At 46.1% G+C, this 26,234-nt stretch carries 22 protein-coding genes; 13 read left to right on the top strand and 9 right to left on the bottom strand.

Going from position 1 to position 26,234, the window contains the following annotated elements:
- The coding region (locus K1X61_16285; protein ID MBX7110211.1) for a hypothetical protein at positions 1-206 on the top strand (206 nt) is incomplete at its 5' end.
- A 214-nt stretch (positions 207-420) separates the two neighbouring features.
- On the opposite strand, the gene K1X61_16280 is transcribed toward K1X61_16285, so the two are convergent.
- Entirely contained in the window at positions 421-759 is a 339-nt protein-coding gene (locus K1X61_16280) for a hypothetical protein (protein ID MBX7110210.1), read from the bottom strand.
- A gap of 426 nt (positions 760-1,185) precedes the next feature.
- Between K1X61_16280 and K1X61_16275 the strand changes: the two genes are divergently transcribed.
- Positions 1,186-1,581: an RNA-binding S4 domain-containing protein gene (locus tag K1X61_16275; protein MBX7110209.1), complete on the top strand. Its 396-nt coding sequence runs from the start codon at positions 1,186-1,188 to the stop codon at positions 1,579-1,581.
- Positions 1,582-1,656: 75 nt separating this feature from the next.
- Positions 1,657-3,282 (top strand): hypothetical protein, encoded by a 1,626-nt coding sequence (locus tag K1X61_16270; GenBank protein ID MBX7110208.1) that lies wholly within the window; start codon positions 1,657-1,659, stop codon positions 3,280-3,282.
- Between the two features lie 277 nt (positions 3,283-3,559).
- Here K1X61_16270 and K1X61_16265 read toward each other — a convergent pair whose 3' ends face one another.
- Positions 3,560-5,659, bottom strand: coding sequence for an aryl-sulfate sulfotransferase (locus tag K1X61_16265; protein MBX7110207.1), 2,100 nt, complete (start codon positions 5,657-5,659; stop codon positions 3,560-3,562).
- Positions 5,660-5,813: 154 nt separating this feature from the next.
- On the opposite strand from K1X61_16265, the gene K1X61_16260 reads away from it, so the two are divergent.
- Entirely contained in the window at positions 5,814-6,380 is a 567-nt protein-coding gene (locus tag K1X61_16260) for a fasciclin domain-containing protein (GenBank protein ID MBX7110206.1), read from the top strand.
- Between the two features lie 129 nt (positions 6,381-6,509).
- Here the strand turns inward: K1X61_16260 and K1X61_16255 are convergent, their stop codons facing one another.
- Entirely contained in the window at positions 6,510-7,244 is a 735-nt protein-coding gene (locus K1X61_16255; protein MBX7110205.1) for a hypothetical protein, read from the bottom strand.
- Positions 7,245-7,577: 333 nt separating this feature from the next.
- Between K1X61_16255 and K1X61_16250 the strand changes: the two genes are divergently transcribed.
- The 4 genes from K1X61_16250 (at position 7,578) to K1X61_16235 (ending at position 10,769) form a co-directional block, all read left to right on the top strand.
- The gene (locus K1X61_16250) at positions 7,578-7,916 is read left to right on the top strand and encodes a GxxExxY protein (GenBank protein MBX7110204.1); all 339 of its coding nucleotides are present in this window, start codon (positions 7,578-7,580) and stop codon (positions 7,914-7,916) included.
- Between the two features lie 269 nt (positions 7,917-8,185).
- Complete coding sequence (locus K1X61_16245; GenBank protein ID MBX7110203.1) at positions 8,186-8,653, top strand: hypothetical protein; 468 nt, start codon at positions 8,186-8,188, stop codon at positions 8,651-8,653.
- Between the two features lie 264 nt (positions 8,654-8,917).
- Entirely contained in the window at positions 8,918-10,144 is a 1,227-nt protein-coding gene (gene odhB / locus K1X61_16240) for a 2-oxoglutarate dehydrogenase complex dihydrolipoyllysine-residue succinyltransferase (protein ID MBX7110202.1), read from the top strand.
- A gap of 88 nt (positions 10,145-10,232) precedes the next feature.
- Complete coding sequence (locus K1X61_16235; protein MBX7110201.1) at positions 10,233-10,769, top strand: hypothetical protein; 537 nt, start codon at positions 10,233-10,235, stop codon at positions 10,767-10,769.
- Between the two features lie 206 nt (positions 10,770-10,975).
- Here the strand turns inward: K1X61_16235 and K1X61_16230 are convergent, their stop codons facing one another.
- The 3 genes from K1X61_16230 to K1X61_16220 form a co-directional block, all read right to left on the bottom strand.
- Positions 10,976-11,404: a hypothetical protein gene (locus tag K1X61_16230; protein ID MBX7110200.1), complete on the bottom strand. Its 429-nt coding sequence runs from the start codon at positions 11,402-11,404 to the stop codon at positions 10,976-10,978.
- Between the two features lie 33 nt (positions 11,405-11,437).
- A complete protein-coding gene (locus tag K1X61_16225; protein MBX7110199.1) occupies positions 11,438-13,684 on the bottom strand; it encodes a TonB-dependent receptor in 2,247 nt (748 codons plus the stop codon).
- A gap of 97 nt (positions 13,685-13,781) precedes the next feature.
- Positions 13,782-14,303: a hypothetical protein gene (locus K1X61_16220; protein MBX7110198.1), complete on the bottom strand. Its 522-nt coding sequence runs from the start codon at positions 14,301-14,303 to the stop codon at positions 13,782-13,784.
- Between the two features lie 473 nt (positions 14,304-14,776).
- Between K1X61_16220 and lpdA the strand changes: the two genes are divergently transcribed.
- The 4 genes from lpdA to K1X61_16200 all read left to right on the top strand — a co-directional run bounded on the left by lpdA (position 14,777) and on the right by K1X61_16200 (position 20,746).
- Complete coding sequence (gene lpdA / locus K1X61_16215; GenBank protein MBX7110197.1) at positions 14,777-16,210, top strand: dihydrolipoyl dehydrogenase; 1,434 nt, start codon at positions 14,777-14,779, stop codon at positions 16,208-16,210.
- Positions 16,211-16,412: 202 nt separating this feature from the next.
- Positions 16,413-18,962 carry a M4 family metallopeptidase gene (locus tag K1X61_16210; GenBank protein ID MBX7110196.1) on the top strand — a complete coding sequence of 850 codons (2,550 nt, stop codon included), beginning with the start codon at positions 16,413-16,415 and terminating at the stop codon, positions 18,960-18,962.
- A gap of 128 nt (positions 18,963-19,090) precedes the next feature.
- Positions 19,091-19,816 carry a hypothetical protein gene (locus K1X61_16205; protein MBX7110195.1) on the top strand — a complete coding sequence of 242 codons (726 nt, stop codon included), beginning with the start codon at positions 19,091-19,093 and terminating at the stop codon, positions 19,814-19,816.
- A gap of 27 nt (positions 19,817-19,843) precedes the next feature.
- A complete protein-coding gene (locus tag K1X61_16200) occupies positions 19,844-20,746 on the top strand; it encodes an aminotransferase class IV (GenBank protein MBX7110194.1) in 903 nt (300 codons plus the stop codon).
- A gap of 91 nt (positions 20,747-20,837) precedes the next feature.
- On the opposite strand, the gene K1X61_16195 is transcribed toward K1X61_16200, so the two are convergent.
- The 3 genes from K1X61_16195 to K1X61_16185 form a co-directional block, all read right to left on the bottom strand.
- On the bottom strand, positions 20,838-21,374 hold the full coding sequence (locus tag K1X61_16195) for a TlpA family protein disulfide reductase (protein ID MBX7110193.1): 537 nt from the start codon (positions 21,372-21,374) through the stop codon (positions 20,838-20,840).
- 112 nt (positions 21,375-21,486) lie between these two features.
- The gene (murA, locus tag K1X61_16190; GenBank protein MBX7110192.1) at positions 21,487-22,791 is read right to left on the bottom strand and encodes a UDP-N-acetylglucosamine 1-carboxyvinyltransferase; all 1,305 of its coding nucleotides are present in this window, start codon (positions 22,789-22,791) and stop codon (positions 21,487-21,489) included.
- 295 nt (positions 22,792-23,086) lie between these two features.
- Complete coding sequence (locus tag K1X61_16185; GenBank protein MBX7110191.1) at positions 23,087-23,764, bottom strand: DUF4290 domain-containing protein; 678 nt, start codon at positions 23,762-23,764, stop codon at positions 23,087-23,089.
- 252 nt (positions 23,765-24,016) lie between these two features.
- Here K1X61_16185 and K1X61_16180 point away from each other — a divergent pair, with 252 nt between their 5' ends.
- Positions 24,017-26,233: a sulfatase-like hydrolase/transferase gene (locus tag K1X61_16180; GenBank protein MBX7110190.1), complete on the top strand. Its 2,217-nt coding sequence runs from the start codon at positions 24,017-24,019 to the stop codon at positions 26,231-26,233.
- The last annotated feature ends 1 nt before the right edge of the window (position 26,234 follow it).

The following is a 26,234-nucleotide window of genomic DNA, read 5'->3' as shown; positions in this document are numbered from 1 at the left end:
TGTACAAGCATGTAACGACGCAAACAAGCTCCCAGCAACGGCTTCACAGCATTAGAATCAACTGCTTTGCAGTCGGAGGTTGGATTGTCAAACAAGGATCAAAACGCATTCTCAAACTTGCCGTTAGTATAGAAAAACGACCCTGGATGGAGGGATTACTGAAATTAGTCCGTGATGTGGGAATGCCGTTATCTCTTAAAACTTAATTCCTACTGCAAAATCCGGGTTTAAATTATGACAACTGCTGTTTGACATTTTGAATAAGACTAACCCGCTTTTTACCTGATGAAATAATACTGCACTGTGTTGACAAGCCAAAGCCAACACTTCTGTTCAATGCAACATGAATGATTCGAAAGGATTAGTAAACCTTCCCCCTGCAGGTTAAAATATCCTTTTAAAAAATTTCCTTTGCTCCAATCAGACCGGCAAATGCGATTTGTGCTGCAGGTAAGCGCTGACAATAAAAAGCGCTCCTACCAGTACAAAAGGCAGATTGATCAGGACAATGATGCCCAAACTCATCCACACATTGTGATTCATCTGGTAATTATGGGTGAAGACAAACGGCGACAGCAATAGCCCGGTCAACAGAATGACTATGCCGCCGGTCAGCGCTTTTTTCCAGGCAAAAATCAACATCGCCAGCAATAAAAATGACGGAATCATATGTAATAAAAATGCCTGGATCTGCTGAAGAACGGACAAGGCAGGATCAAAGACATCAAAGGCGAAGAGGCTGATGAAGAGAATTGCCATCAGGCACATGATTCCCGCAATGAGGCGGATTACATGCGCAGTTCTGGAATAGTGAATGAACGCCGGCATTTTACAAGTCGGTTGACATTATTTCAACGATAGTAAAACTATCGTTCCATTCATTTCTATACAATGATTTTAATCACTTTCAAGAACGATGCTTCAATCATTGATAAAACGATATATGCTATTGATAAATACCGTGTGGCAAGATCCCGGAACTGATGAGGTTCGTTTATCAACTCAATTTCTCATGGCAATGCAAAAGAAGAGAACAATGCATTCAACCACCGGCAGGATTTATGTCCGTCAAAAAAGCAATATCTTCTGTACACTATTGTTTAAAGAAAATTACTTTTAATAATGAAGAACAGGCATCATTAAAATAACTTCATGTGCTAAATATTTTTTGAAAGAAAGTAACCGATGAAATCACCGGCAGACAAGATCCGAATTGACAAATGGCTGTGGGCTGTAAGGATTTTTAAGACCCGCACGCTGGCTGCGGCAGCCTGTGACAAAGGGAAGGTCACCATACAAAGCCAACCTGTTAAGGCCTCACGGCTGGTGCAGGCGGGCACAATTATCGCCGTCAGAAATGGTGCTTTTACCCTGCACTATGAGGTATTGCAACCGGCGGGAAACAGGCTGAGTGCCACACTCGCACAAACCTGCTGCAGAAATGTAACTGATGAAGCTGTATTGCGCAGCATGCAGCTCCATGCGGCGGAAATGCAGTTGTTGCATAGCCGTGGTGAAGGCCGGCCCACCAAGAGAGACAGGAGGGCATTGGATGATCTGTTGAATGAGCAGGATGAATGATCTTTAACCCGCCAATCTGTTTATATCATTTTGATCACAATGATATTGAATTAACTTCGCAGAAAAACCAATACCATGAAAGTATTTCCCTTACTCATCATCGCCTTCCTCCTATTTGGATGGCAGGCAATGGCGCAGAAACTTTCCATTGAAAAGACCTATGAGATTACCGGCAAAGCCAACCGCGGTTATCTTGGTAACATCAACATTGATGAACCAAAGAACCTGATGGAACTCACCTTTGTAACGAAAGCCAACGACAAGCAGGTGAAGTTTGAAACATACCAGTTTGACCTGGAATTCAATTATAAAAACCTGGTTACTGATCAGATCGATTTTGACAAAGCCCGTGAAAAATACAAATGGTTCAAGTATAAAGGCGAGAACTATACGGTGGAAGCTGTTTCGGTGGAAAATAACCTCACCGGAACACTTGTCCTTAAGCGCAAGCAGATCAATTATAACTGGAGTTGGTTCTGGGGCGGCTATGACAAAGACGTGAAGCTGCTGGAAAAACTCAAACCCAAATCTGATGAAGGCAACAAATATTCCCTGGTGACCAAAGCGGAAAATGACGCGGATGGTACTGTATTATTAGTGGCCGGTACCAAAACACAGAAGGGCGATGATCCCAACCTGGTGCATAAAAAATACCTGGCGGCTATCTTCAACAAGGATCTTGATATGATTCATAAAACAGACTTTGAATTTCAATATCCGCAGACTGTGGCACAGGCACAACTTGTCTGGAATCCAAGCCTTGAATTTGATGCCGATGCCGAAGACCTTTCCAACAACGACCTTGCCATGCTGTTTGCACCGATCGGCGGGCCTGGCATTGGCAAGGCAGCAGACCCAGCGCCCAATAACTACACCTTCATCCGTATTGGCAATGATGCATCCATCAAAGACAGGATAAATGTGAAAAGTCCGAATACGGTTTGGAGCATCAACAGCATTGCAATGGTGGATAAGGATTATTTCATCTTCGGACCTTCAAAAGGAGATGATAAATACATTAACCAGGTGGTGAATGCGGGCGATGATCCGGATGCCATGAAGTGGGAAAGTTTTCAGCTGGCGAAGCTGAGCAACGGCAAATTGGATTTCATCAGTGCGCCAAGCCTTGATGAATTTGAAGCAAAGCTGCAAACGCCGCCGTCGCAGAAAAAATCTCCTTCGTATAAAGGCAAGAAATTTTACCTCAGCGATTTTGATGTGGATCCCAAAGGCAATATTTTTCTCTTTGGGCAGAACTTTACCTTGAAGAGCGATGGCACACGCCAGTACCGCGACCTCCTGTGCTTCCAGTTTTCTCCTGACGGATCTCTTAAAGCACAATACGGTTATGATAAGCAGGAAGGTAATAAATTCAGTGAAGTGGCACCTGCCATGCAATCGATGCTGCATACTGCTGACGGTAAAGACATGGACTGGCTGATTGGTGAAGTGGATGGTATGCGTAATGATAAAGAGCTGGGGAATTCAAAATACAAACTGCTGATGTATCCTGTAGTGGCCAAGCTGGATGTTGCCAATGGAAAAATCAATGACCCGGCGGTGTTTGGCGTTAGCAAGCAGGGGAAATACTACCTCAATAACCGGTTCCCTTTTTTACCGATTGAATTAGAAACATCCGTAGTTTTTTTCGGCGAATCGGCCGGCGGCAAAACTCTTTGGTTTGGAAAAATGCCGTTGTAAAAACAGCTTCGCGCAACAGCGGCATTAATGTAAAGATGTAAATCAAAAAGGATAACAGCGCATATTATACTTGCTGAAAAACCCTGTGCCATCGTCAGTCGGTACAGGGTTTTTTTATACATCACCGGAAGTGTTACTGCAAAAGCGGCCTTCTGCAAAAAAATATCCGGGTAAGAATACATACTGATTCCACTGTATAAAGCAATGGGTTGCTGCCGTTCAATTACCGGTCGCAGCGGAGAAACCCAATTCCTTCGGCAAGCCCTGTTCAAGCCGGTTATTCCTTCACCAGTTTTTTCCAGGCAGTGTGAGAACCATCGCTGACTTCGGCGATATAAACTCCGGCCGGCCATTGCTGAACATCAAGCTGAAGCGGGCCATCTTTTCCGGAGATTGACTTATGATAGTACATCACCTCCCCAATCATGTTGCGGATCGTGAGGGCAACCTGCCCGGATGCATTTGTAACGATGGTGATCTGATCTGCAGCCGGAACAGGGTAAACGGTGAGCAACGTCGTCTCAGCAATATCACTCTCTGCATTTTTTAATGGCGGTGTAGTGAATGTATTGATTGATGAATAAGCAGAAGTGTTATCAGGCAGCCCCGTGCATTTGGTAAGCACACGCCATTCATAAGTAGTAGCCGGTGCCAGGTTGTTCAGTTTTAATTTGGCGGCTGAAGTGGTTTTGGATTTCCAGTCTGAGGTGCCCAGCGCACGGCGCTGTACTTTGTAAGAAGAAGCACCAGTTGCATCACCCCAGCTTACCGTAGCACTTGTTGGTGTAATCTTTTTCGATTTCATGGTGTAACCGGTGATCCTGCTGCATGGATTCCATTCGTACTTATGTATGCGGTAGCATTTCTGTTTCGAAGATTCAAAACTCATTTCCCAAACAATATTTTTATTGACATCCACTTCTGTATGATTGGGTAGTCCGACATTGGGGGCTATCAAACCCCAGTTAATAATGGTATTGCCGTTGGGCAGGCGTTGCGCATTGCCGGTGGCTGCTCCATAGACCTTAAATCCGTTTACATCGGGATGCTCATAGTACCAAACCAGGGTTGCCACTTTATTCACTTCATCGAGCATATATTCTTTAGCACTGGAAATCAGCGGCGACAAATAATTTCCGTTGTTGAACAGCAGTATATTGCCATTGGGCAAACGGCGTGCATCATGCTGTGAAGAAAAATGCTGCGGGATGTTGTCATTTACAAAAGTGAATTGATTGTTTTCCCCGCCCAGCCGCCATATGATCTCGCCGGTTTCATGACTGATCTTCGTTATTTCATCCATATTGCGGGAAGAAATGATGATGTTGCCATCAAAGTCGCGATCAATGGAGTTACCGTGCACGTAATCCACCTGTGAATTGGTAAGTGGTGTATGTGAATTGGCATCAGTAAAAAGAAAATGGTCCCAGCTGGTCCATTCAAACACCACATCACGATTGGCATCAAGCTCCTGTACAACAAAGCCCTGCACTTTTGCATTCGATATACCACCGTAAGCAGTCATATTGATCGTCTGAAGGTCATACGCCATCAGGAAAACATGCCCGTCGGGATACATCATGACATCATGGCCCTGCGTTTCCAGCTCATATCCATTCTTGCAACGTACCGAGTCAATAAGATTGTAGTTGGAGTCCAGCACCATCCATTGTGCGGTATCGGCAAAATAGGTCATATAGCCGTTGGCATTCAGTTTAAAATCAGCGCCAAATTGCCCCAGGTCTCTTGCCCATAGAATGGTACCATCATTCTCGATAATGGTTGCGAAGGAATTGGTATTTGGCACCTCCGATGTTTGATCTTCTTTATTGCGGTAAAAAATCTGTCCTGGTGCAGGATTATTATTGACACTGATGACATAGACAGGCATCGAATCCAGCGGATAAGTGATGTCATCCGGATTTTTTTCTGCGGAACTGTATCCCATCACTTCCTGCAGCGATTGCTTTCTCATTTCCGCATAAGCAACCTCGTCTTCCGGAGTTGGTTTATTCCTGATCTGAAAAATGAAAGTGAAGCCTTCCACTTTCTCACCGTTCATCTTTCTCAAGCCTGAGTTCACTGTGACGGTTACTGTTTCGCCAAAATCAAAAACCGGCGATGGTTTGATTACCACAGTTTTGTTATCGTCCGATAAGCGTGCCGTCCAGGAATGACGTCCGCTCGCTGAACCTGATATCTCTACGAGGTTTTTCCCGGATACAGACGAGCGGTCGATCAGGTTTCCGTTTTTGAGAATAATATTCGTTTGCGGATTACGATACTGCGATCCCGGCTTTGGATTGATGTAGGCAAACTGTGCAGATGTATGCAGAAAAGCAATGCAACAGAGTAGCAAAGAAGAAGTGAATTTCATGGTCGTTACGTATGAGCGGTGAAGATAAAAATTTTAGCAACCCGGCCAATTGCCGGTATTTTATTATGTGATTACAATCATCTTTTAACATGATGAATATCATATGTTGGTTCTGCGTGCTTCAGCATTTTGGGCCAATAAAAAATCACACCTGATGAAACCACTTTTGCTTACCCTTCTTCTTGGAAGCTTTTTGACGCTGAACAGTTGCCAGAACAGTTCAACTACCACAGCAGACAGTACTACCACGTCCGTTACGCCGCCAACCGGTCAATCGGGTGTGCAGGATGATGCTTCGATGCCCAACATTGTTAAGGTAGCTGTCGGCTCCAAGGACCACTCAACACTGGTAACGGCGGTAAAAGCTGCTGAACTGGTTGACGCTCTTTCGAATGCCGGACCGTTCACGGTCTTCGCACCCACCGATGATGCTTTCAGTCAGTTGCCGGCAGGAACAGTGGAAGGACTTTTAAAACCTGAAAAGAAAGCAGACCTGCAAAACATACTTCAATACCATGTTTGGGTGGGCGTGTTAAACACCGACATGATGAAAGACGGACAGGTACTGAACATGGTGAATGGCGATAATGTAACCCTGCATGGTAAGGATGGAAAATTTATGATTGGCGATGCGAACATTGTAGGATCAGTGAGGGCATCCAACGGAATAGTATATGTGATTGACAAGGTGCTGTTACCGCCGCCGGCTGCCGTCAACTGAGCGCCTTTATTATCGTGAGCCGATTCTTTTATCGGGCGCTGTTGTTGCATAACCGTAACGGTTCACCTGTAATTTTTCAATTAATATATCAGGACCAAAAGGCACCACCAACCGCGGTGCCTTTCTTTTTCAGAAAATCTTTACCGGAGCCTGCAGACCAAGTGTGAAAATATATTGTGCCGACCACCAATGCTGACTGGCAGTTCCATCGCCATATAAAAGCACATTAGCGTAATTGGCAAAACATCCCTTCATCGTCGTTTCGAGAAAAAAGAACTTCAGAAAATCATATCGCAGGCCGGCTTCCAGGCCTGCAACATATCCGGCAACGTGATAGGTGTCGTTGCGATGGCTGCCTGCAATATAAGATTCCGTGCGGGGCAATACGAAACCAACGCCGGCTTTAGCAATAGCACTTACCCAATGCCGCTCATTGGCAGCATGCCAGAAGCTAAACCGTTTTACTACATCCAGCATGGCATAATTAGCGCCGTTGGTATGCTCATAGCGAATGAAATCGGATCCCAGGGTGGTGTCACGATCATAATATGCTCCCCGGAAATTGCCGGTCATATGTACCCGCTGATTCTGGATCATCACATATTTTGCATGATCATAATTGATTTCAATGGCAAGGTCTTTTTTATTGTTAAACCAATAACCGATGCGGAAAGAATACTGCGGAATGGTGATGTCTTCATGCAACAGGTCTTTAAGGCCGGGACGGTCTTCAGCCTTCACATCGTAGAGCGTGAAGTCATAGTCGTCTGTGGTGTGATCCTTAAAATGTATATCGCTTGTTGTATACCAATCGAGGTTATAACCCGCAGTGGCATAGAGTGTTCCCTTTCCGGCAGGCGCCATGCCTGCACAATTACAGGAAGCAGGCTGTTGTGCTATGCAGCCTGCTGGTGACAGGAAGCAGCAAGCCATTAAGAGTAAAAGAACAGCAATGCTGAATTTTTCCGGCTTACAGATTGAGGGTAAGCAACGGTGACGACGGTTGATGATGATATGATGAGTAAGCACAAACAGGTCAGTCAGATGAAAAATCAGATGATGGATTAAATGACGGTGTAAAGATACTTGCTTAAGGAATTAATCCTGATGATACCTGTTTTCATTGCGGAAGCGGCAAAAAATTATCCTTTAACACATTAATAAAATATTGTTGAAAATTTCTGAATCATGGATTAAATGCATTCAGACATTACACAGAATAAAGCAAAGGAAAACTTAAAGCACAAAGACATCACTGAAAAAATAATCGGGGCTTCATTTGAAGTCCATAAGTTTTTAGGTAGTGGATTTCAAGAGGTGATTGACCAAAGAGCATTGGTTTATGAAATGTATAAGGCAGGATTGGCATTTGCGTGGGCAATTGAGCATGATATTTTTTACAAAGATCTGCACAAACCAATTGGAAGACGAAGGGATAATTTCGATGTTGAAAATAAAGTACCGGTTGAATTCAAAGCATTGATAAAATTGGAAGATGTTCACCTCGCTATGGCACATAACTGTTTAAAAGCTTAGAAATCAGGAGCCGGCTTACGCATAAACTTTGGGAGTGAAAGCTTAGCATTCAAACTGCTCATTTTATCCGGCAAAAATCAGCATCACAGATTTAGGGATGACAAAGAAGAAGATAAAATGAACTTAAAATAACAATTACAAAAATCCAGGTAAGCAGTGTTATGCTTTTAATAAGCGAAAGCCGCAACGGTAATCATCAAATACTTGGAAGAATCTTTCTTATTTTGCCACTGCAGTGGTTACTTTGCTGCCGCAGAATCATTCAGCACATGAAAAATTTTGAAACAAAAGCGTTGCAATTTCTCGCAAAGATCTGTATCCCGCTCGCAAGAATTTCTTTTTTTATCGTGTATTTCGGATTTGGCCTGCTGAAAGTTTTAGGGTTAAGTCCTGCGGAAGGACTCGTGCAGGAGCTCTGGTCGATGACGGTTTCTTTTATTCCCTTTCATGGATTCATGCTTTTTTTCGCTTACTACGAAATGGCCATCGGCATCGCCTTCCTGTTTCCGGGGCTTGAGCGGCTTGCATTGTATTTACTGATACCACACATGATCACCACTTTCGGTCCACTCGTATTACTGCCTGAATATACCTGGAAAGCATTTCTGGTACCTACGCTGGCCGGACATTATATTATCAAAAACCTGATATTAATTGCCCTGGGCATTGCCATGGTGGCCTATGTTGGCCATTTTGGCCCAAAGGACGATCAAAACAGAAATCCTGTAACGCAATAAATTACCTTATATCCTGCGGCTGCGATTTCATTACATCACAGACAAGCGGTGCTGTGTTGCCATTTTATAATTCAGTTCCTGCATTCCTTTTACCGCTTCCGGTAACTCATCCGTATCTAACCCGGAGCCGGTGCTGAAAACAAAAAATGAATGGTAACTTTGCCTGGCTTTTTTGTAGCGGCTGACTGATCTCTTGTTTTCGCAAAAGCAACCAGGAAAGAAGATCGTGAAAGCTGCATGCTGCCAATCAATGAAAAATATCACATGCTACTAGAAATAAAAGTGCCTCCTGTCGGCGAATCCATTAATGAAGTAACACTGGCCAAATGGTTAAAAACAGACGGCGCTGTTGTGCAACAGGATGAGTTGATCTGTGAGCTGGAGTCGGAGAAGGCGACCTTTGAACTGGCTGCCGAAAAAAGTGGTCAATTGAGGATTGTTGCTGCGGAAGGATCCAAATTATCAATAGGAGATAAAGTCTGCATGATCGATACCGGTGTGGTGGCTGAAGAAAAGGCAGCAGCTGAGAACCCTGCAGCAAAGAAAGCCGATCTGCCCCATGAACCGGCAGGAAAAGATGTACTGCAAGAAGTTACTGAAAAGGAATCTTATGCGAAGAATGTTCCTTCACCTGCCGCGGATAAGATGATGAGAGAAACTGCAGTTGACGTGGAGCGTGGCACCGGCAAAAATGGACGCATTACCAAAACAGATGTTTTATCGGCAATCAGTAACAGCCAGGCATCGCAAAAAAAGCTGTTCAGCCGCGAGGAACGCAGGGTTACCCTCAGCACCTTGCGCAAAACAATCAGCAAGCACCTGGTGGCGGCAAAAAACACGACTGCCATGCTTACCACCTTCAACGAGATTGACATGAAGCCGATCATGGATATCCGTGCACGGTATAAAGATGATTTTAAACAAAAACACGGGGTGGGCCTCGGCTTCATGAGTTTCTTTGCCAAAGCCACCTGTTATGCGCTGCAGGAATGGCCGTCGGTGAATGCCTTTCTGGATGGTGAGGAAATCATCTATCATGACTTCTGTGATATCTCGATAGCTGTTTCCACACCAAAGGGATTAGTGGTGCCGGTGATCCGGAATGCAGAATCACTTTCCTTCGCGGAGATCGAAGCCAGGGTAGCCGATCTTGCCGGGCGCGGAAGAGAGAATAAACTTTCACTGGAAGAGATGAGTGGCGGAACCTTCACCATCACGAATGGTGGTGTGTTTGGTTCACTGATGTCAACGCCTATTATCAATATTCCTCAATCTGCTATCCTAGGCATGCATAAGATACAAGAGCGGCCGGTGGTGATAGACGGGCAGATTGTCGTCCGCCCGATGATGTACCTCGCATTGAGTTATGATCACCGCATCATCGACGGCCGTGAGTCGGTGAGTTTCCTGGTAAGAGTAAAAACGCTGCTGGAAAATCCGGAATTACTCCTGATGGGTAATGATCCTGTAAAAGCCATGCTGCAGTTGTAAAACGTACCCGTGCACGGCACCGAAAAATCACCAGTTAAAAGAATACTACATTTAATGTTACCTGCAACCGTTTTCTGAATCCCGCTCCGTGGCATCTGAACTACTCAAATCTTTTAAAACTTCCGGCGCCGTTGCCTTTAGCTCTCCGCGACTCGTAAAGAAGATCATCAGCAATATTGATTTCTCCCATGCCACCCGCATCATCGAATTGGGGCCCGGGAACGGAAGAATAACCGATGACCTGCTGCACCTGATGCGACAGGATGCAATGCTTTACGCTTTCGAAGTGAATGCGGCTTTTTGCAAGGATCTGGAAAAGCTGCAGGATAAGCGCCTGCAGGTGTATAATGAATCAGCAGCGCACATCAGAGAGCATATCCGCCACGATCCGCATAACGGGATGACTTATATTGTTTCATCTATACCGTTCGGCATCCTGCCGGAACAGGAATGCGAACGTATCATGAAAGCCATTCATGAGATAGCGGATAAACAAACCATCTTCATTCAATATTCCTATTCCATTATACAATACCGCCGTTACAAAAAATATTTTCCGCATGTAAAAGTGCAGTTTGAGCTCATCAATATTCCACCGGCTTTTGTATTTATCGGCACTCAATAAACATATCTTTAGTGGCTATCCATGCTCACTTAACAGACCATTTTCATTTACTGCTCATCTGCCTCCTATGCAGAAACCGTAATGTTCTGCTCCCTGGTTTCCGTGCGGACCGTCTGCTTTGCCATGCAGTCATCAGCAGGAATATGAATAAAAACCGGATGCAGCATAGAGACTGCATCCGGTTAAACCTGATGTTACCGAAATTATTATTGAACGGTCAGCGTAATGGACTTGGAGGTGATATTTCCATCACGGTCGGTAACAGTAAAAGACCACTTCTCAGTTCCCGCCTGGCTGCGCGTTAGAATAGTATAGTCCGTTGAGTAACTGTCCTCCTGTGCAGTCGTAAGCGTAATGGTGGTATCCGTAATGGTACTGGTGGCACCATCGTAAGCGTAGGAAACATTAAATGTCTTCAGCTCATCTTCTGTCTTGGTTGCAATGATGCCCACGAGAACAGTAGCGCCTTGCCCGGTGATGGCATCGGAAGAGGTATAGCCGGAACCGGTTTTAAACTGTACGTCAGGCGGTGTACGCTGATCCTCATCCTTTTCACAGGAGGCAATGACGGTGATCATGATGGCAGCGATAAGCAATACTTTGAATTGTAGTTTAAATGATTGCATTGTTTTCATAATTGATAAATGGATTTTAGTGTGATAAAAAAATTAATTGAAAGGCAAACGGAGATTGAAAAAAATGTTTCTGCCCATGTTGTAAATACCATAGTATTTAAACCTTGACAGGTGATCGTAATATGCTCTATCCAGCAGGTTGCTGCAGCCGATGCTGATAGCCACTTCCTGCTTTCTTAGCTGAAGCTGAGTGCCGGCAGCTAGATCGAGCAGGTAGTAGGCAGGCGTTGCTGTTTCAAACTGCCCGGGATCATTTTGTGCAAAAACATAATCCACACCGGCAGTGATAAATGACTGCATCCATTTCGCGGAGGACTGCAGGATTTCAAATTTAATTTCAGCCCGCAGTTTATCCGCCGGCATGAACGGAAGGTTATAACCGGCATCCGTTCCACCGCGCACCCTTGAATAGGCCGCCGTCACATCCAGCCACGGAAGCACATCGGGATGGAAATCAAGATTGGCTTCCCCGCCGTGCAGGGTAGCATTTTCCTGCAGGTAACGGTAAATGGTGAAGCCATAAAACTCGGCCGTTGTCGGGGCGAGATAGATGTAGTTGTAAAAATGATTGTAGTAAATCGCTGCAGACGCAGACCATTGCGGGCTGTTGTATCCTGTAACAAATTCCACGTTCACATTTTGCTCCACACTTAGTGCAGGATCACCGATTTCATAACGGTATGTTCCTTCATGCACACCATTGCTTGATAACTCGGCGAGATTAGGAGCACGGTATCCGGAAGAGATATTCAGCTTGAGATTCCAGTGTGATGAAGGGTTAAAGCTGGTACCCAATGACCCGTTCAATGTACCAAACCATTTGTTAAATGGCTGCACTTCGCTGCCGGTGGTATTGATCGTTCCTGTTTCAAACGTCTGGATATTTTTAACATCATACCGCAAACCGCCTTCCAGCACCAGCCTTGCAACAGCCTGTTTCCAATAGGCAAACAAGCCGTTTTCCCATAGATGCGCATCAGGAACAATCTGTCTTGATCCAAGGTTGGTGTTTACCTGGTACATGGACTGAATTCCCGCATTCCACGACGCGTGCTCACCCGCAAAGTGCTCCCATTGCAGGTTGGCATTGAAGGTGTTCAGCATCATGTTCAGGCTTACCTTATTGCCGCCCTCTTGCTCCTGCCTGTTGTTGATGTGAGCGCCAAGGTTGACCCTGAATTTGGATGATCCTTTGAAGATGGTATTTTCAGTAGTGAACATGTTGATCAATACGGTATGATGTGGACCGGAAAAATCGCGGCTGAAACGATGCTGAGCACTATCGACCTTCATGCCGGCTTCCATTACAAAACCAAAATGCCCGAGTGAAAACAGGTAGTTATTTACAGAAAGCCAATTACCTTTTCTCCGGCCAAGTGATAACTTCGCCTGGTACCCATCGAAACGTGAATTGTACACCCGGTTGCCATTACCATCGCTGTAGTCGCCATGAGATTCCGCGCCGATACGCAGTCTCCAGTTCAATTTGTCTGTTGCACCTTTCACTCCTGCATCCGTGGCAAAGCCAAGCGTATTGCTGAACAGTTGGATACTCGCATCACCCTGCACTGCTCCGATAGCGGCAGGCTTTTCTTCAATAATGTTGAGCACACCACCCATGGCTTCTGATCCGTATTCAAGTGCCGCGGGACCTTTGATCACTTCCACCCGGTCAGTGCCGGCATCAGTAAGCCCGAGCCCGTGTTCATCCTGCCACTGCTGATTATCGAAGCGAATGCCAAGTAAAACCGTCTGTATGCGGTTGCCGTAAAGGCCGCGAATAACAGGTTTTGAAATGCCATTGCCAGTGGAAAGCTGACTCATGCCCGGGAGCTTTGAAACAGCATCGCTTAAACTGAGTGATCCGCTCCGTCGCATCGCTTCCTGCGAGATCGTGACGATATTTTTGGGTGTATTTTTAATATCACTGTTTTGCAATCCGTAGATCACCACCTCCTGTGTTTCAATATCCGTCCGTGTGAGCGCTATTCGCAAAGGTGCAACCGTGCTTCCCACATTCACTGCCACAATTTTTGTTTCAAACCCTATAAACGAAAACTGTATGTTGAAACGACCCTGCGGGAGTTGTTCAAGGCGGAAGGCCCCATCATCATCCGATATCGTTCCCGTATGCAATTCCGGAATGTAAACGGAAACACCGGGCATCATAACGCCGGCAGTTGTATCCGTTACGACACCTTCCACCACGTTTTGTGCATAGCAAGGATGCAACAGCAACAGTAAAATCAGCATGCAGGCTGCAGGCAGACAGATTCTCAATGCAAAGGAATTTTGACGATGAGGCACACAGCTATTAAATGTGCGCACACAAAAGAAATGCATGCAATATGATGCACGCAGTTACGACCAGGAACGGTTACCCGCAATCAGGAGGCTGGAGAAGCACATTGCTATACACAGGGCCGGGCGCACATTTAATATAGCTAGTGCCTGTTGCAAAAATATTTGACGGATGAATACTGACCCGCAGATACAGGCAGCAGTATTTGTCTGCCGGCCGGCTGTTCTTTCTTGAAGTGTTTCGCGGTGCCGCAGGATGCATATTCCTTTTCAACCCGCTGATATAATCCGAAATAATACTTCTTTCATTTTCATCGTGGTAACAGGTATAAATAATCCGGTTACCGGTTTGCTTTACATTCACCACATCATACAGTTCATGATTGTAAAAAAACTCATGATCATCATTCCAGGAAAGCCGGGCGGCTGCTTCAGCTGAGAAAACAATAGTTGTTAAATCCCTTTGGGGAATGCCGTCGTGCATTACTTCTTCCGCTTCCGATTTAGCGGCAAGCATTTTATTTTCAAACAGGAAATAATACCCGAGCGCATCGAAGAGGAAGAAGCAAACTAATATTATGGCGGTAAATACTCTCATGAATCTTATCAGGCAAATCTATCATAAAAACTGCCGATATCACAAATTGCCTGTAGATACTGCCGGTATTCCATGCTGTCGGCGGCGATGCATGGCTACAGCACCGCATCAGGGGCATCAACAATAATTTAGCAGTATGCTATTGACGAAAAGAGTTGCAACCCGCAAGCCTGTTTAAAATGACAGAACCAAAAACTACGGAGTAAGCTGTTCTCATTGTCATTTTATGCCGGATTTTTTTACTTGAGAAATTCCGTAGAACCTCCACTGTTGTTACCTGCCAAAGATTTGTTCATCTCTCTTGAAAAATAACATCATTTACCACAGCCGCAATGCTGACCGCGTGCGAACGCTGTTGCTTTTACGCCATGCAAATAGTGGCTTTTGAGCGAAGCATCTCTGTCCTCAGCAAGCGGTATGCATTATTTGATATCATTCCATGAAACGATAACTTTACCGTCACAATTTTTAATATGCATCAATATCAGGTAGCGGTGATTGGCTCAGGCCCGGGCGGTTATGCCGCGGCGATTCGCTGCGCACAACTGGGAATGAAAGCAGCAATCATTGAGAAATATCCTGCCCTGGGCGGAACATGTACCAACGTCGGCTGCATTCCTTCCAAAGCGCTGCTCGATTCATCAGAACTCTATCATCAGGCCGCGCACCAGTTTAAGGCGCATGGCATCAGTACCGGACAGCTCTCTGTTGATTTTTCACAAATGATGGCAAGGAAAGAACAGGTGGTGAAAGCCAATACGGCAGGGCTGAACTTCCTGATGAAAAAAAACAAGATCGATATCTATACAGGCCAGGGCAGTTTCGTCACTAAAAATAAAATTGCCATTCAGCAATCAGACGGCACCACCGTTGAGATTGAAGCAAAAAATATAATTATTGCCACCGGTTCCAAACCATCCACGCTGCCGGGAATCACCATAGACAAGAAACGCATCATCACTTCTACTGAAGCATTGGCATTGCAGGAGATTCCGAAAGAAATGACGGTGATTGGTGGTGGTGTTATCGGTTGTGAGCTGGCTTCCGTTTATGCACGCCTCGGAACAAAGGTGAAGATCCTCGAATACTTCGATTCAATGATTGCAAACATGGATCGCGACCTCGGAAAAGAGCTGCAGCGCATTCTTAAAAATGCAGGTATTGAATGCTACCTCTCTCATAAAGTTACAGGAGCAACTACCGGCGAAAAAACAGCCACTGTGACGGCTGAAAGAATATCTTCAGGCAGTAATACGCCTGCAGGAGAACAGGAAAGAAGCATTACGCTTTCTGCCGACTATTGCCTTGTGGCAGTTGGCAGAAGGCCCTATACGTATGGGTTACGCCTTGAGCAGGCCGGTTTGCAAACAGATGAAAGAGGATGCATCCCCGTGAATGAACACCTGGAAACTGCTGTGCCGGGCATCTATGCTATTGGCGATGTCATCCGCGGCGCTATGCTTGCCCATAAGGCGGAAGAGGAAGGCATTATGGTGGCAGAGATCCTGGCCGGGCAAAAACCACATATCAACTACCTGCTTATTCCGGGTGTTGTATATACCTGGCCGGAAGTAGCGGCTGTAGGTTATACAGAACAGGAACTGATAAAAAACAAACGGTCATTTAAGAAAGGATCGTTTCCATTCAAAGCAAGCGGCCGTGCCCGCGCCGCTAATGAAATGGATGGCTTCATCAAGGTGCTGGCAGATCAGGATACCGATGAAATATTGGGTGTGCATATGATCGGACCACGCGCCGCTGATCTGATTGCCGAAGCTGTGTTGGCCATGGAATTCAGGGCCAGCGCCGAAGATATCGCACGCACCAGTCATGCGCATCCAACGTATTCAGAGGCGTTCCGGGAAGCCTGCCTCGTTGCTACAGAAAACAGGGCTATCAATTTATAATACTGCTCACCTTTCACGTAGTGCGTATTAACGGCTGAATCATCAGGCTGTAAATGGCTGAATCGTACCATTCCCTTTAAAAAAAATTTATATGACGTTGATCTGTATTTCTTCCTATAGAAAAAACATTCGCGGGTCACCACATTTCAGGGCTTTGGAAAATAAACTATTTTGCGCCTCCCATAAACCCCCAACCTACTACATGAAAAAACATTTGCTCACACTCACTGCCATGTTGCTTTTCGGCTATGGCTTCGCACAAAACAATCTGCACCGGATGATCGTCAATGACCGTGGCCTTTCGAATCATTTCACAGCGCTGTCGCCATCGCAGCGTGTGAGTTTTGATGCTGCGCAATTGAATACCATGCTGGGATTAAATGCAAACAGCGACCTCGTATTGATGAATGCGGAAGCTGATCAGATCGGCGAGGTGCATTATCGCTATTACCAGACGTATTTTGGAAAACCCGTAGAACATTCCATGTTCATCGTGCATACGAATGATGGCATGATCAGGGGCATGAGCGGTTCCATTGTGATGGAGTTTGACCAGCAAAATGCATCAGATAAATCGGCACAGCTCAGTGAAAAAGATGCTGTGGAAACAGCTATCTCTTTTGTGCAGGCTGAAAAATACATGTGGCAGGATGATGCTATGGAACAACGGCTGAAAAATCAAACCTCCGACAAGCATGCTACCTATTACCCCACTGCACAGTTGGTATGGTACAATAGCGGAGAAGAAATTGATCCTGCCGGCCTGCTCCTTGCCTGGAAAGTAAATGTGTATGCACAGCAACCGCTGAGCCGTGCGGATATTTTTGTTGATGCACAAACCGGAAAAATCCTTGGTACAGCCGACCGGCTTTATCATTCCGATGCTACCGGCACGGCGGCCACTGCATACAGTGGCACACAAACGATTCACAGCGATCTCAACGGAAGTAATTACCGCCTGCGCGATTACACGAAAGGCAATGGCGTGATCACTTTAAAGAGCAGTGGCAGTGATTACTCCTCTTCATCAGCCAACTGGACACTCACCGGCCAGGATAAGTATGCACTTGACGCACACTATGGCGTTTCAGCTACCTACTCATACTACCTCACCAACTTCAACAGAAACAGCCTGAACAATGCGGGCATTGCATTGTACAGCTATGTGAATGATCCTTCACAGAGTTACAATGCCGGATGGGATGGATCAGAAATGTTGTTTGGAAATCTTGGCAGCGGCGGCGCAGGCATAACAGCTATTGATGTCTGCGGCCATGAGCTGACACATGGTGTTACACAATATACCTGTGATCTGAACTACAGCTATCAATCCGGCGCCATGAATGAAAGCATGAGTGACATCATGGGAAAGAGCGTACAGTTCTGGGCCAAGCCATCTGACATCAACTGGCTGCTGAGCAACGACATGAACTGGGGTATCCGCAACATGGCCAATCCAAATGCTTACAGCGATCCTGACACTTACCTCGGCACCTACTGGACATCAAGCTCTGCTGACAATGGCGGAGTGCACACCAACAGCGGTGTAGGAAATTTTATGTTTTACCTGCTGGTGACTGGTGGCAGCGGAACCAATGATATTGGCAATGCTTATACCGTTTCCGGAATCGGCCTTGCTGCGGCAGACCAGATTATCTACCGTACACAAGCTGTTTACCTCACACCTACCTCACAATACGCCGACTGGAGAACGGCCTGCATCAATGCGGCTACTGATCTTTATGGTTCCACCAGCAATGAAGTTACACAGGTGAAAAATGCCTGGTATGCAGTGGGCATCGGCACAGCCGGCGGCACTTCCTGCGGCATACCTTCAGGTTTAAATGTTACCGGTATTACCAACACTACAGCAACACTGAACTGGACTGCTGTCAGCGGCGCATCAAGCTATAACGTACACTACAGGCAGGTTGGCACTTCAACATGGACATCCACCACAGCAACCACGGTTACAAAAGCCATTGCTGCTTTAACAGCCGCAACACAATATGAATTCCAGGTGCAGACGGTTTGTTCAGGCGGAGCAACCTCTTCTTATTCAGGCTCTGTCAATTTCACAACCACCAATGTTTCTGCTTGTACGGAAAGCCTTGAACCAAACAATACCAAAACTACGGGGGCACCTGTTACCGTTAATACAGATCTTAAATCACAAATCAGCACCTCAACGGATATTGACTGGTTCTCTTTTTCAAACAGCAGTACGGCAAAAAATATTAAAGTAACCCTTACCACGCTGCCTGCCAACTACAACATTACGCTCTATGATCCGAACGGAACATCTGTCGCAACGTCCAAAAAAGGAGGCACGAATGACGAAACCATGATTTACAATACCAGCGTGGTTGGCACCTACCTTGTGAAGGTGTATGGCGCAAGCGGTGCATTCAATACCACACAATGCTACACTTTGCATGTGTATACGAGCAATACCGCTTTCCGTATAGGAGCTGAAGACGGATTAGTTGCAGGCGATGATGTTACCACGTTTACAATTTATCCGAATCCTGCATCCGGCCAGTTATATTTGCAGTATGAAGGAGCAGCTGAAACAGATGCCGGCATTCGCATTGTAAATATGCTCGGACAAACAATATCAGTTCGCGAGCAGCATGTTGCTCCGGGCGAAATTGTTAACCTTGACATTTCATCCCTGAGCAACGGAAAATACCTGATTGGTATTTATGGAAACAATCAGCAGACCGTAAAAACTTTTGAAGTTATTAAATAGGAAACGCTAACCATGATGAACAAGCGGCACGGAAGGAGAGCTTTCGTGCCGCTTTCATTTATACATCCATGCCTGCCACAATCTTTTTTTGTTGCAGGAAGGCATTGAAAAGAAAATAGCTTTGCTGTATGCAACCCGTTAAACGCATCAACTTATGGAGTGGCCCACGCAATATTTCCACCGCCATGATGTATTCCTTTGCACAGCGGGATGATACGAGGGTGATTGATGAACCGTTGTATGCTCATTACCTGCGGGAGACCGGACTGCCACATCCCGGGCGGGAAGAGATTCTGCAATCGCAGGAAAATGATGGCCGGAAAGTAATCCGTGAAATTATCCTTGGCGACTGTGACCGGCCCGTTCTCTTCTGTAAACAGATGACGCATCACCTCATCAATGTGGCTCCAGATTTTTTATCAAAAACCTTTAACCTTATACTCATACGCGATCCGCAACGCGTTTTGCTTTCCTATGCTAAAGTAATTGCGCAGCCATCAATCCGCGATATCGGTATCCGGCAGAGCTATGATCTCTACCGTTTGCTTTCAGCAAGAAATTATCACCGGCTGGTGATTGATTCAGATGAAGTGTTGAAAAATCCTCGGTTTATGCTGGAAGCTGTTTGCGCCCATACCGGTATCCTTTTTCAACCGGCCATGCTGACCTGGAAGGCCGGTGCACGGCCCGAAGACGGCGTCTGGGCGGGCCATTGGTATGGCCATGTGCACCGTTCAACCGGATTTGCCGCCGCAGCATCAACCAAGGAGGAGCTGCCGGAATCATTGCAGCCAATCTGCCGGCAGGCAATGCCCTATTATGATTTTCTTTACGAACATTCCTTAAAGTGCTAATCTCCATTCATCAATTCTATTTCCCTTATGCAACAAAAATTCAATCCGCAGAATGAAACCATCCTGGTATCAGTGAACGGAAAATTAATGCCACGCAATGAAGCAAGGATTTCCGTATTCGATTCAGCGGTGCAGGGCGGCGATGCTGTTTGGGAAGGGTTGCGCGTGTATAATGGCAGAATTTTTTGCCTCGAAGAACATCTTAACCGTTTGCAGGAAAGCGCTCATGCCCTGATGTTTCAGGAAGTTCCCTCGAAACAGGAAATCAAGCAAATCATTATTGAAACACTGCAGGCCAACGGCATGCGCGATGGGGCGCACATCCGTCTTACGCTTACGCGCGGTGAAAAAATTACCAGCGGTATGGACCCGCGGCTGAATCAGAAAGGATGTACGCTTATTGTATTGGCAGAATGGAAAAAGCCGGTATATGGCAATGAAAGCATTTCACTCATTACTGCTTCAGTGCGCAGAAATTCACCGCTGAATATTGATTCAAAGATTCATCACAATAACCTCATCAATAATATTCTTGCAAAAATTGAAGCTAACATTGCCGGTGCAGACGATGCCCTGATGCTGGATAATTATGGCTTCCTTGCCGAAACGAATGCCTGCAATATTTTCATGGTGAAAAACGAAACCCTGATCACGCCTCATGCCGATGCCTGCCTGCCCGGCATCACGCGCGGTAAAGTGCTGGCCATTGCTGATCGGCTGCAGATTCGCGCGAAAGAAAAAAACATATCCCTGACGGAGTTGTACAATGCGGATACGGTCTTTACTTCCGGTACCATGGGTGAACTTACGAGGGTAAAGCAGATTGATGGAAGGATGATCGTGGATAAAACGCACGATAAGGTGTTTGAAAAAATTGCGGAGGCATTCAGGTTGCTGACGGAAACTGAAGGCGAGTTATTGCCTTTCTGAATGATAGCGGAAACTGAATTGATGATAAACAAATGCAGCAGCATGACAAGGTCTGTCAGCGCAAACTACATCGCCTTCGATGCATGCGTTGTTATTTCGCCAGCCGCTTGTCCAAAATCTTTTTCACCTGGTAAGGCATCAGGTTATTCCCGATGATCAGGCCATCCTGGTCAATTAATATGCTGGCGGGAATCGAACGTACGCCAAAGCGCTGTGCCACCTCGGAATCCCAGCCCTGTAATGTACTTACATGATTCGGCCAGATCAGGCCATCCTGTTGTATGGCCTGCAGCCAAAAATTACGGTTGTAGTCGAGTGAGATGCTGTAAATATCGAAACCGCCGGCTTTCGTGAACTTCGCATGATGGTATGTCCGGTACAGTTCAACCAGTTCACGGTTTTCCATTCTGCATGGACCGCACCAGGCTGCCCAAAACTGTATGAAAACAATTTCGCCTTTCAGTGATGAAAGCGGCAATGGCTTTCCGTCGGGGCCGGGATACACGAGCTCGCCGATTTGATCACCATTGGCAAAATCGAGCAGCTTGTAATAATCATATACCTTATAGATGACCGCTGCCACGATGATTAACACGATGGCCGCTATGTAGAGGTTTTTATTTTTCAAACGGGAGGAAATGCTTTTATCTTTTTGCCTTACATCTAAGATGAATAGTTCGTTCCTGCCACTAAAGGATTATTTTGCAGTCAGGCGGTAACCAAATAATGCATTGTTGCCATCATACCCTTTTGATTTGTGCACCCAAAGCATTCAGCCGTTCATCAATACGCTCATAACCGCGGTCAATCTGATTGATGTTATGAATGGTGCTGACACCTTCAGCGCTCATGGCGGCAATCAGCAGCGCAACGCCGGCGCGAATATCCGGCGACGTCATGGAAATACCGCGCAATGGCTGCTGCCTGTTCAGGCCGATCACTGCGGCGCGGTGCGGATCGCAAAGAATGATCTGGGCGCCCATATCAATCAGCTTATCTACAAAGAACAACCTGCTCTCAAACATCTTCTGGTGAATGAGCACGGTTCCTTTTGCCTGTGTCGCCACTACCAGTATCACGCTCAGCAGGTCGGGCGTTAATCCGGGCCAGGTGGCGTCTGCGATGGTGAGCACACTGCCATCGATGAAGGGTTGAATTTTATAACTTGGTTGCTCCGGAATAAATATGTCTGCTCCGCGAATCTCCAGCTGAATGCCAAGTTTTTCAAACGTCTGCGGAATGATGCCAAGGTGTTCCGGCTGTGCATTTTTAATCAACAGTTCTGATTGCGTCATGGCGGCAAGGCCGATGAAGCTTCCTACTTCAATCATATCGCTGAGCATGCAATGTTCGCATCCACTCAGCGATGCCACTCCTCTTATCTTTAAGAGGTTGCTTCCAACGCCGGTAATTTTTGCACCCATGCTGTTCAGCATTTTGCACAGTTGCTGAATATATGGCTCGCAGGCTGCATTGAAAACAGTTGTAGTCCCTTTGGCAAGACAGGCAGCCATAACTATGTTGGCGGTACCCGTTACGGACGCTTCATCGAGCACCATGTAGGTTCCCTTCAGTTCAGAAGCATCTACTGTGAATGAATTATCCTTTACATCGAAATGAAACTTCGCACCCAGCTTTTCAAAACCCAGGAAGTGTGTATCGAGCCTTCTCCTGCCAATCTTATCACCGCCGGGGCGTGGTATGTAGGCCTTCCTGAATCTTGAGAGTAACGGGCCGAGAATCATGATGGAGCCCCGCAGCTTCGAGGCCTTCCTGGCATATTCCTTTGTGTGCAGAAAATCAAGATCTACATTTCTTGCACGGAAGGAATATTTGCCCTTCCCCAGCCTGTTCACCTCTACACCAAAATCCGAGAGCAATGCAATCAGCAGGTTCACATCGCTGATATCCGGTATATTGGAGATCACCACTTTCTGATCGGTCAGTAGCGTGGCACATATGATCTGCAGCGCTTCATTCTTGGCGCCCTGCGGTACAATCGTGCCTTTAAGCCGCGCACCACCTTCAATTTTAAATGCATCCATATTTTATGGCGGAATGACGGGTGTTGAAATTTACTGTGCGGAGATGAGACGGTGTTGCCGTATTATCCAATGAAAGCCGGAAAGATACTACTTCGAAAATAAAATTATCGTGATCAGGATTTTATCAGGACTGCATGATGTACAGCCGCCTTAATGCAAATGGCCTTGTTTGCCGTTCCTTACGATAACGATGCGCATTGCTTCTTGCGGAGCATTCATTCCATAAGAAGGATCCACAAAAAAAATCCTTCCCCGTTGAAGAGGAAGGAGGCAAACACAAGTAAAAAAGGAATCTTCAGAAATTCTTTTTCCGTTTTATGAAACGGTTTCCGTTGTTACCCTGTCCGGCATTGAAAGGACGGTTCTTCTTAAATCCTTTGCCGAACTGCTTGCGTGGCGGAACATATCCCATCGGGCGCTGCGGTGCGGCGGCAACCGGATTATCAAGTGTCACATTTTTATCCAGCTGAAGCACTCCGCCGGAGATCAGTTCGAGATCCTGTCGAATAGATTCATCACTTACGGTTTCTTTAGTCCAGTTGGCATATACCAGCTTCATATAGTTGGCAACCACCACAGCAAGGCCACGGCGCTTGTCTTCATCCATGTCCTTTGCCTTCGCTATCAGTGTTTCCAGGTTTCTGCCGTAGTGACGATGGCGGATCTTGTGTTTCGGATAGGGCAGCGGGGTATCTGATTTAACTACGATAGACGTGCGTTCGGGAAATGGATATGGCGAATCAACGACCAGTTTAAAATCACTGATCATGATGAGATGATCCCACAGCTTATGCTTGTATTCTTCGATGCTCTTGAATGCAGGACTTGCCTGGCTCATGAGTTCAATAATCACTTTGGCTGTGGCGTTGCGTTTTTCGCGGTCTTCAATTTTTGCAGCTTCGCGGGCCATGTTCTGTATAATACGTCCATATTCACTGATTAACAGCTTGGGACGCTGCGTGTTGTATTGCATTCAAATAATTTATGGAGAGGCACAAATGTAGGTTATTTTGTGCAAATGAATGTCAAAAAGGATGGCCGGAAGACAGCAGGTATGCAGGGTTATCATTTTATGATTAAGGCAGTCAACGTGAATAATCCCGAACCATTACTGCCGATACCGGAAGATGCGTGCATTGTTCTTCCTCTTTCAAAATAATTTTGCTTCAGACATTTTCAGTTCCTACTTTTCGTCATCCATTAATCTGTTGTTTAATAGCTCCTCATGGCAAAAAATTTATTGCTCTCCTTCCTGATTTGTCTGACCACCAGCCAACTCTTTACCGCTGATCTTTATGCGCAATGCAATCTGCAGAAACCCAAGAACCTCTCCGTTACTTCCATCACCGGTTGCAGCGCCGTTGTTAGCTGGACACCGGTGTCCGGCACCGCCTATTACGAAGTGCGTTACAAGCAGGGATCAGGTGCGTATCAGTACATCAATACCGGACTCAATACTACGTGGCAGGCAGACGGACTGCTTTCGAATAAAAACTATTCATTCAGCGTAGCCAGCTATTGCAGCAATAATCAGAGCAAAGGATATTCGAAGGCTGTCAAGATTAAAACACTGGCCTGTTCAGCACCGACCGCCATCACGGTTAGTGCCATCGCCAAACATAAAGCCACCATTCAATGGCAACCTGTCTGCAATGGCACCCTTTTTAACCTTCAGTACCGTGCGTCAGGAAGCACTGCATGGCTAACGGTTTCGAATATTGCGAACAATGGCTATCAACTCACCCAACTGACGATGGGTACCACCTATGAATTTCAATTACAAACAGTGTGCACTGGCAGCAATTCCGCTTTTACGCCATTGCAAACATTTACTACAACTGGGGGTGTGCCGGATGCCAAACCCAACATCCTCGCCATCATGGTAGATGACGGACGCTACGACATCTATCAACCCAATGGCGGGCCTGCATGGTTTGAAACGCCTGCCATAAACCGTATCGCGAATGAAGGCGTTAACTTCCGCCTTACTTTTCCGGCCACGTCGCAATGTGCACCAAGCCGTGCAACATTTTACACCGGGTTGTATCCGCATAAACACGGTTGTATCATCAATGGCGACCACATGTATGACTCACTGCCTTTGATACAACAGATATTGAAAGATAACGGCTACTATACCGGTTTCGTAGGCAAGTATGGACAAAACCTGGGTTTGCCGCAGGGCTTTGACTGGTATGCCATTTCACAGTCCGATAATTATGTAGATGTGGTTTATACCATCAATGGGCTGGATACTTTTATTGCAGGCCATATCAGCGATATCTATCCACAGCTTGCTTTGCAGTTTCTCAACCAGGTTCCCGAAGGGCAGCCTTTCGCTTTGTTTTATTTTCATCGTGCTCCGCATGGACCAACGGTTCCGAGGCCGGAAGATGCGTTGCTTTATACGACCGATACTATTCCGTTTCCTTCCAACTTTTACAAGTACCAGCATGATTATCCTTCTTTCTATTATGCGTCGGTATATAAGTGGCCTTATGATTCCCTGGAAACAGATACGGCGAAGCTGCAGGAGTACCAGGCTATTGCAGGTGTGGAAGACAATACCGATACGCTCACAGACTGGCTGGAATCAAAGAACATACTTGACAATACTTTCCTGATGTATACCAGCGATAACGGATACATTAAAGGGGAACACCTGCTGCAGGGCAAAGGGCTGGCACAGGATGAATCGATCAGGCTGCCGCTATTCATCCGCTACCCGAAGTGGTTTGCACCCGGCGCTGTAATCAGCAATGAAGAAGCGGCCAATTTTGATATTGCGCCCACCATGCTGGAGCTGGCAGGCATTCCTGATACGTTTGGCATGGATGGCGTTTCATTGCACAAATTGTATACACATGATGTTTCCCGTAAAGAATTCTTTTATGAATTCGGAGGCACCGGCACCGTGGTTCCACCACTCCGTTCTGTACGCACGCTGCAATACAAGTACAACTACTACTATTGCAACAGCACGACGGAAGAATTTTTTGACCTGGTGAATGATCCTGATGAAAATGAAAACCTCATCAGTAATCCTGCCTACAGTGTCTTGATACAATCCTACCGGGAAAAGCTCGATAGCCTGCGAACCGCTTACGGTGATTATGAACCGGTGAAGATTCCGTGTTCATTGTCTCATCCTACAATCGTAAAAACCACTGCCGTTGTGGCACCACCTGATGAAGCAATGCAATTTTCCATTTCACCGAATCCTGCCGCCGATAATTTCAAAATACAATATACCGGCGCTGCCATCCGCCAAGGCGAGATCATGGTGATGGATGTACTGGGGAAAATTGTTTTCAGCAAGACGGTAAGCGGGTGGGATATTCCGGCCGATATCCGCTGCAGGACATGGCCGGCCGGCATTTACCAGGTGAAGCTTATCGCTGATGGCCAATCCATGTCGGCACGCATTACAGTAGTGCATTGAG

This window comes from Chitinophagales bacterium, from assembly GCA_019694975.1.
Taxonomy (GTDB): Bacteria; Bacteroidota; Bacteroidia; order Chitinophagales; family UBA10324; genus JACCZZ01.
This window is presented reverse-complemented; position numbering and strand designations above follow the sequence as displayed.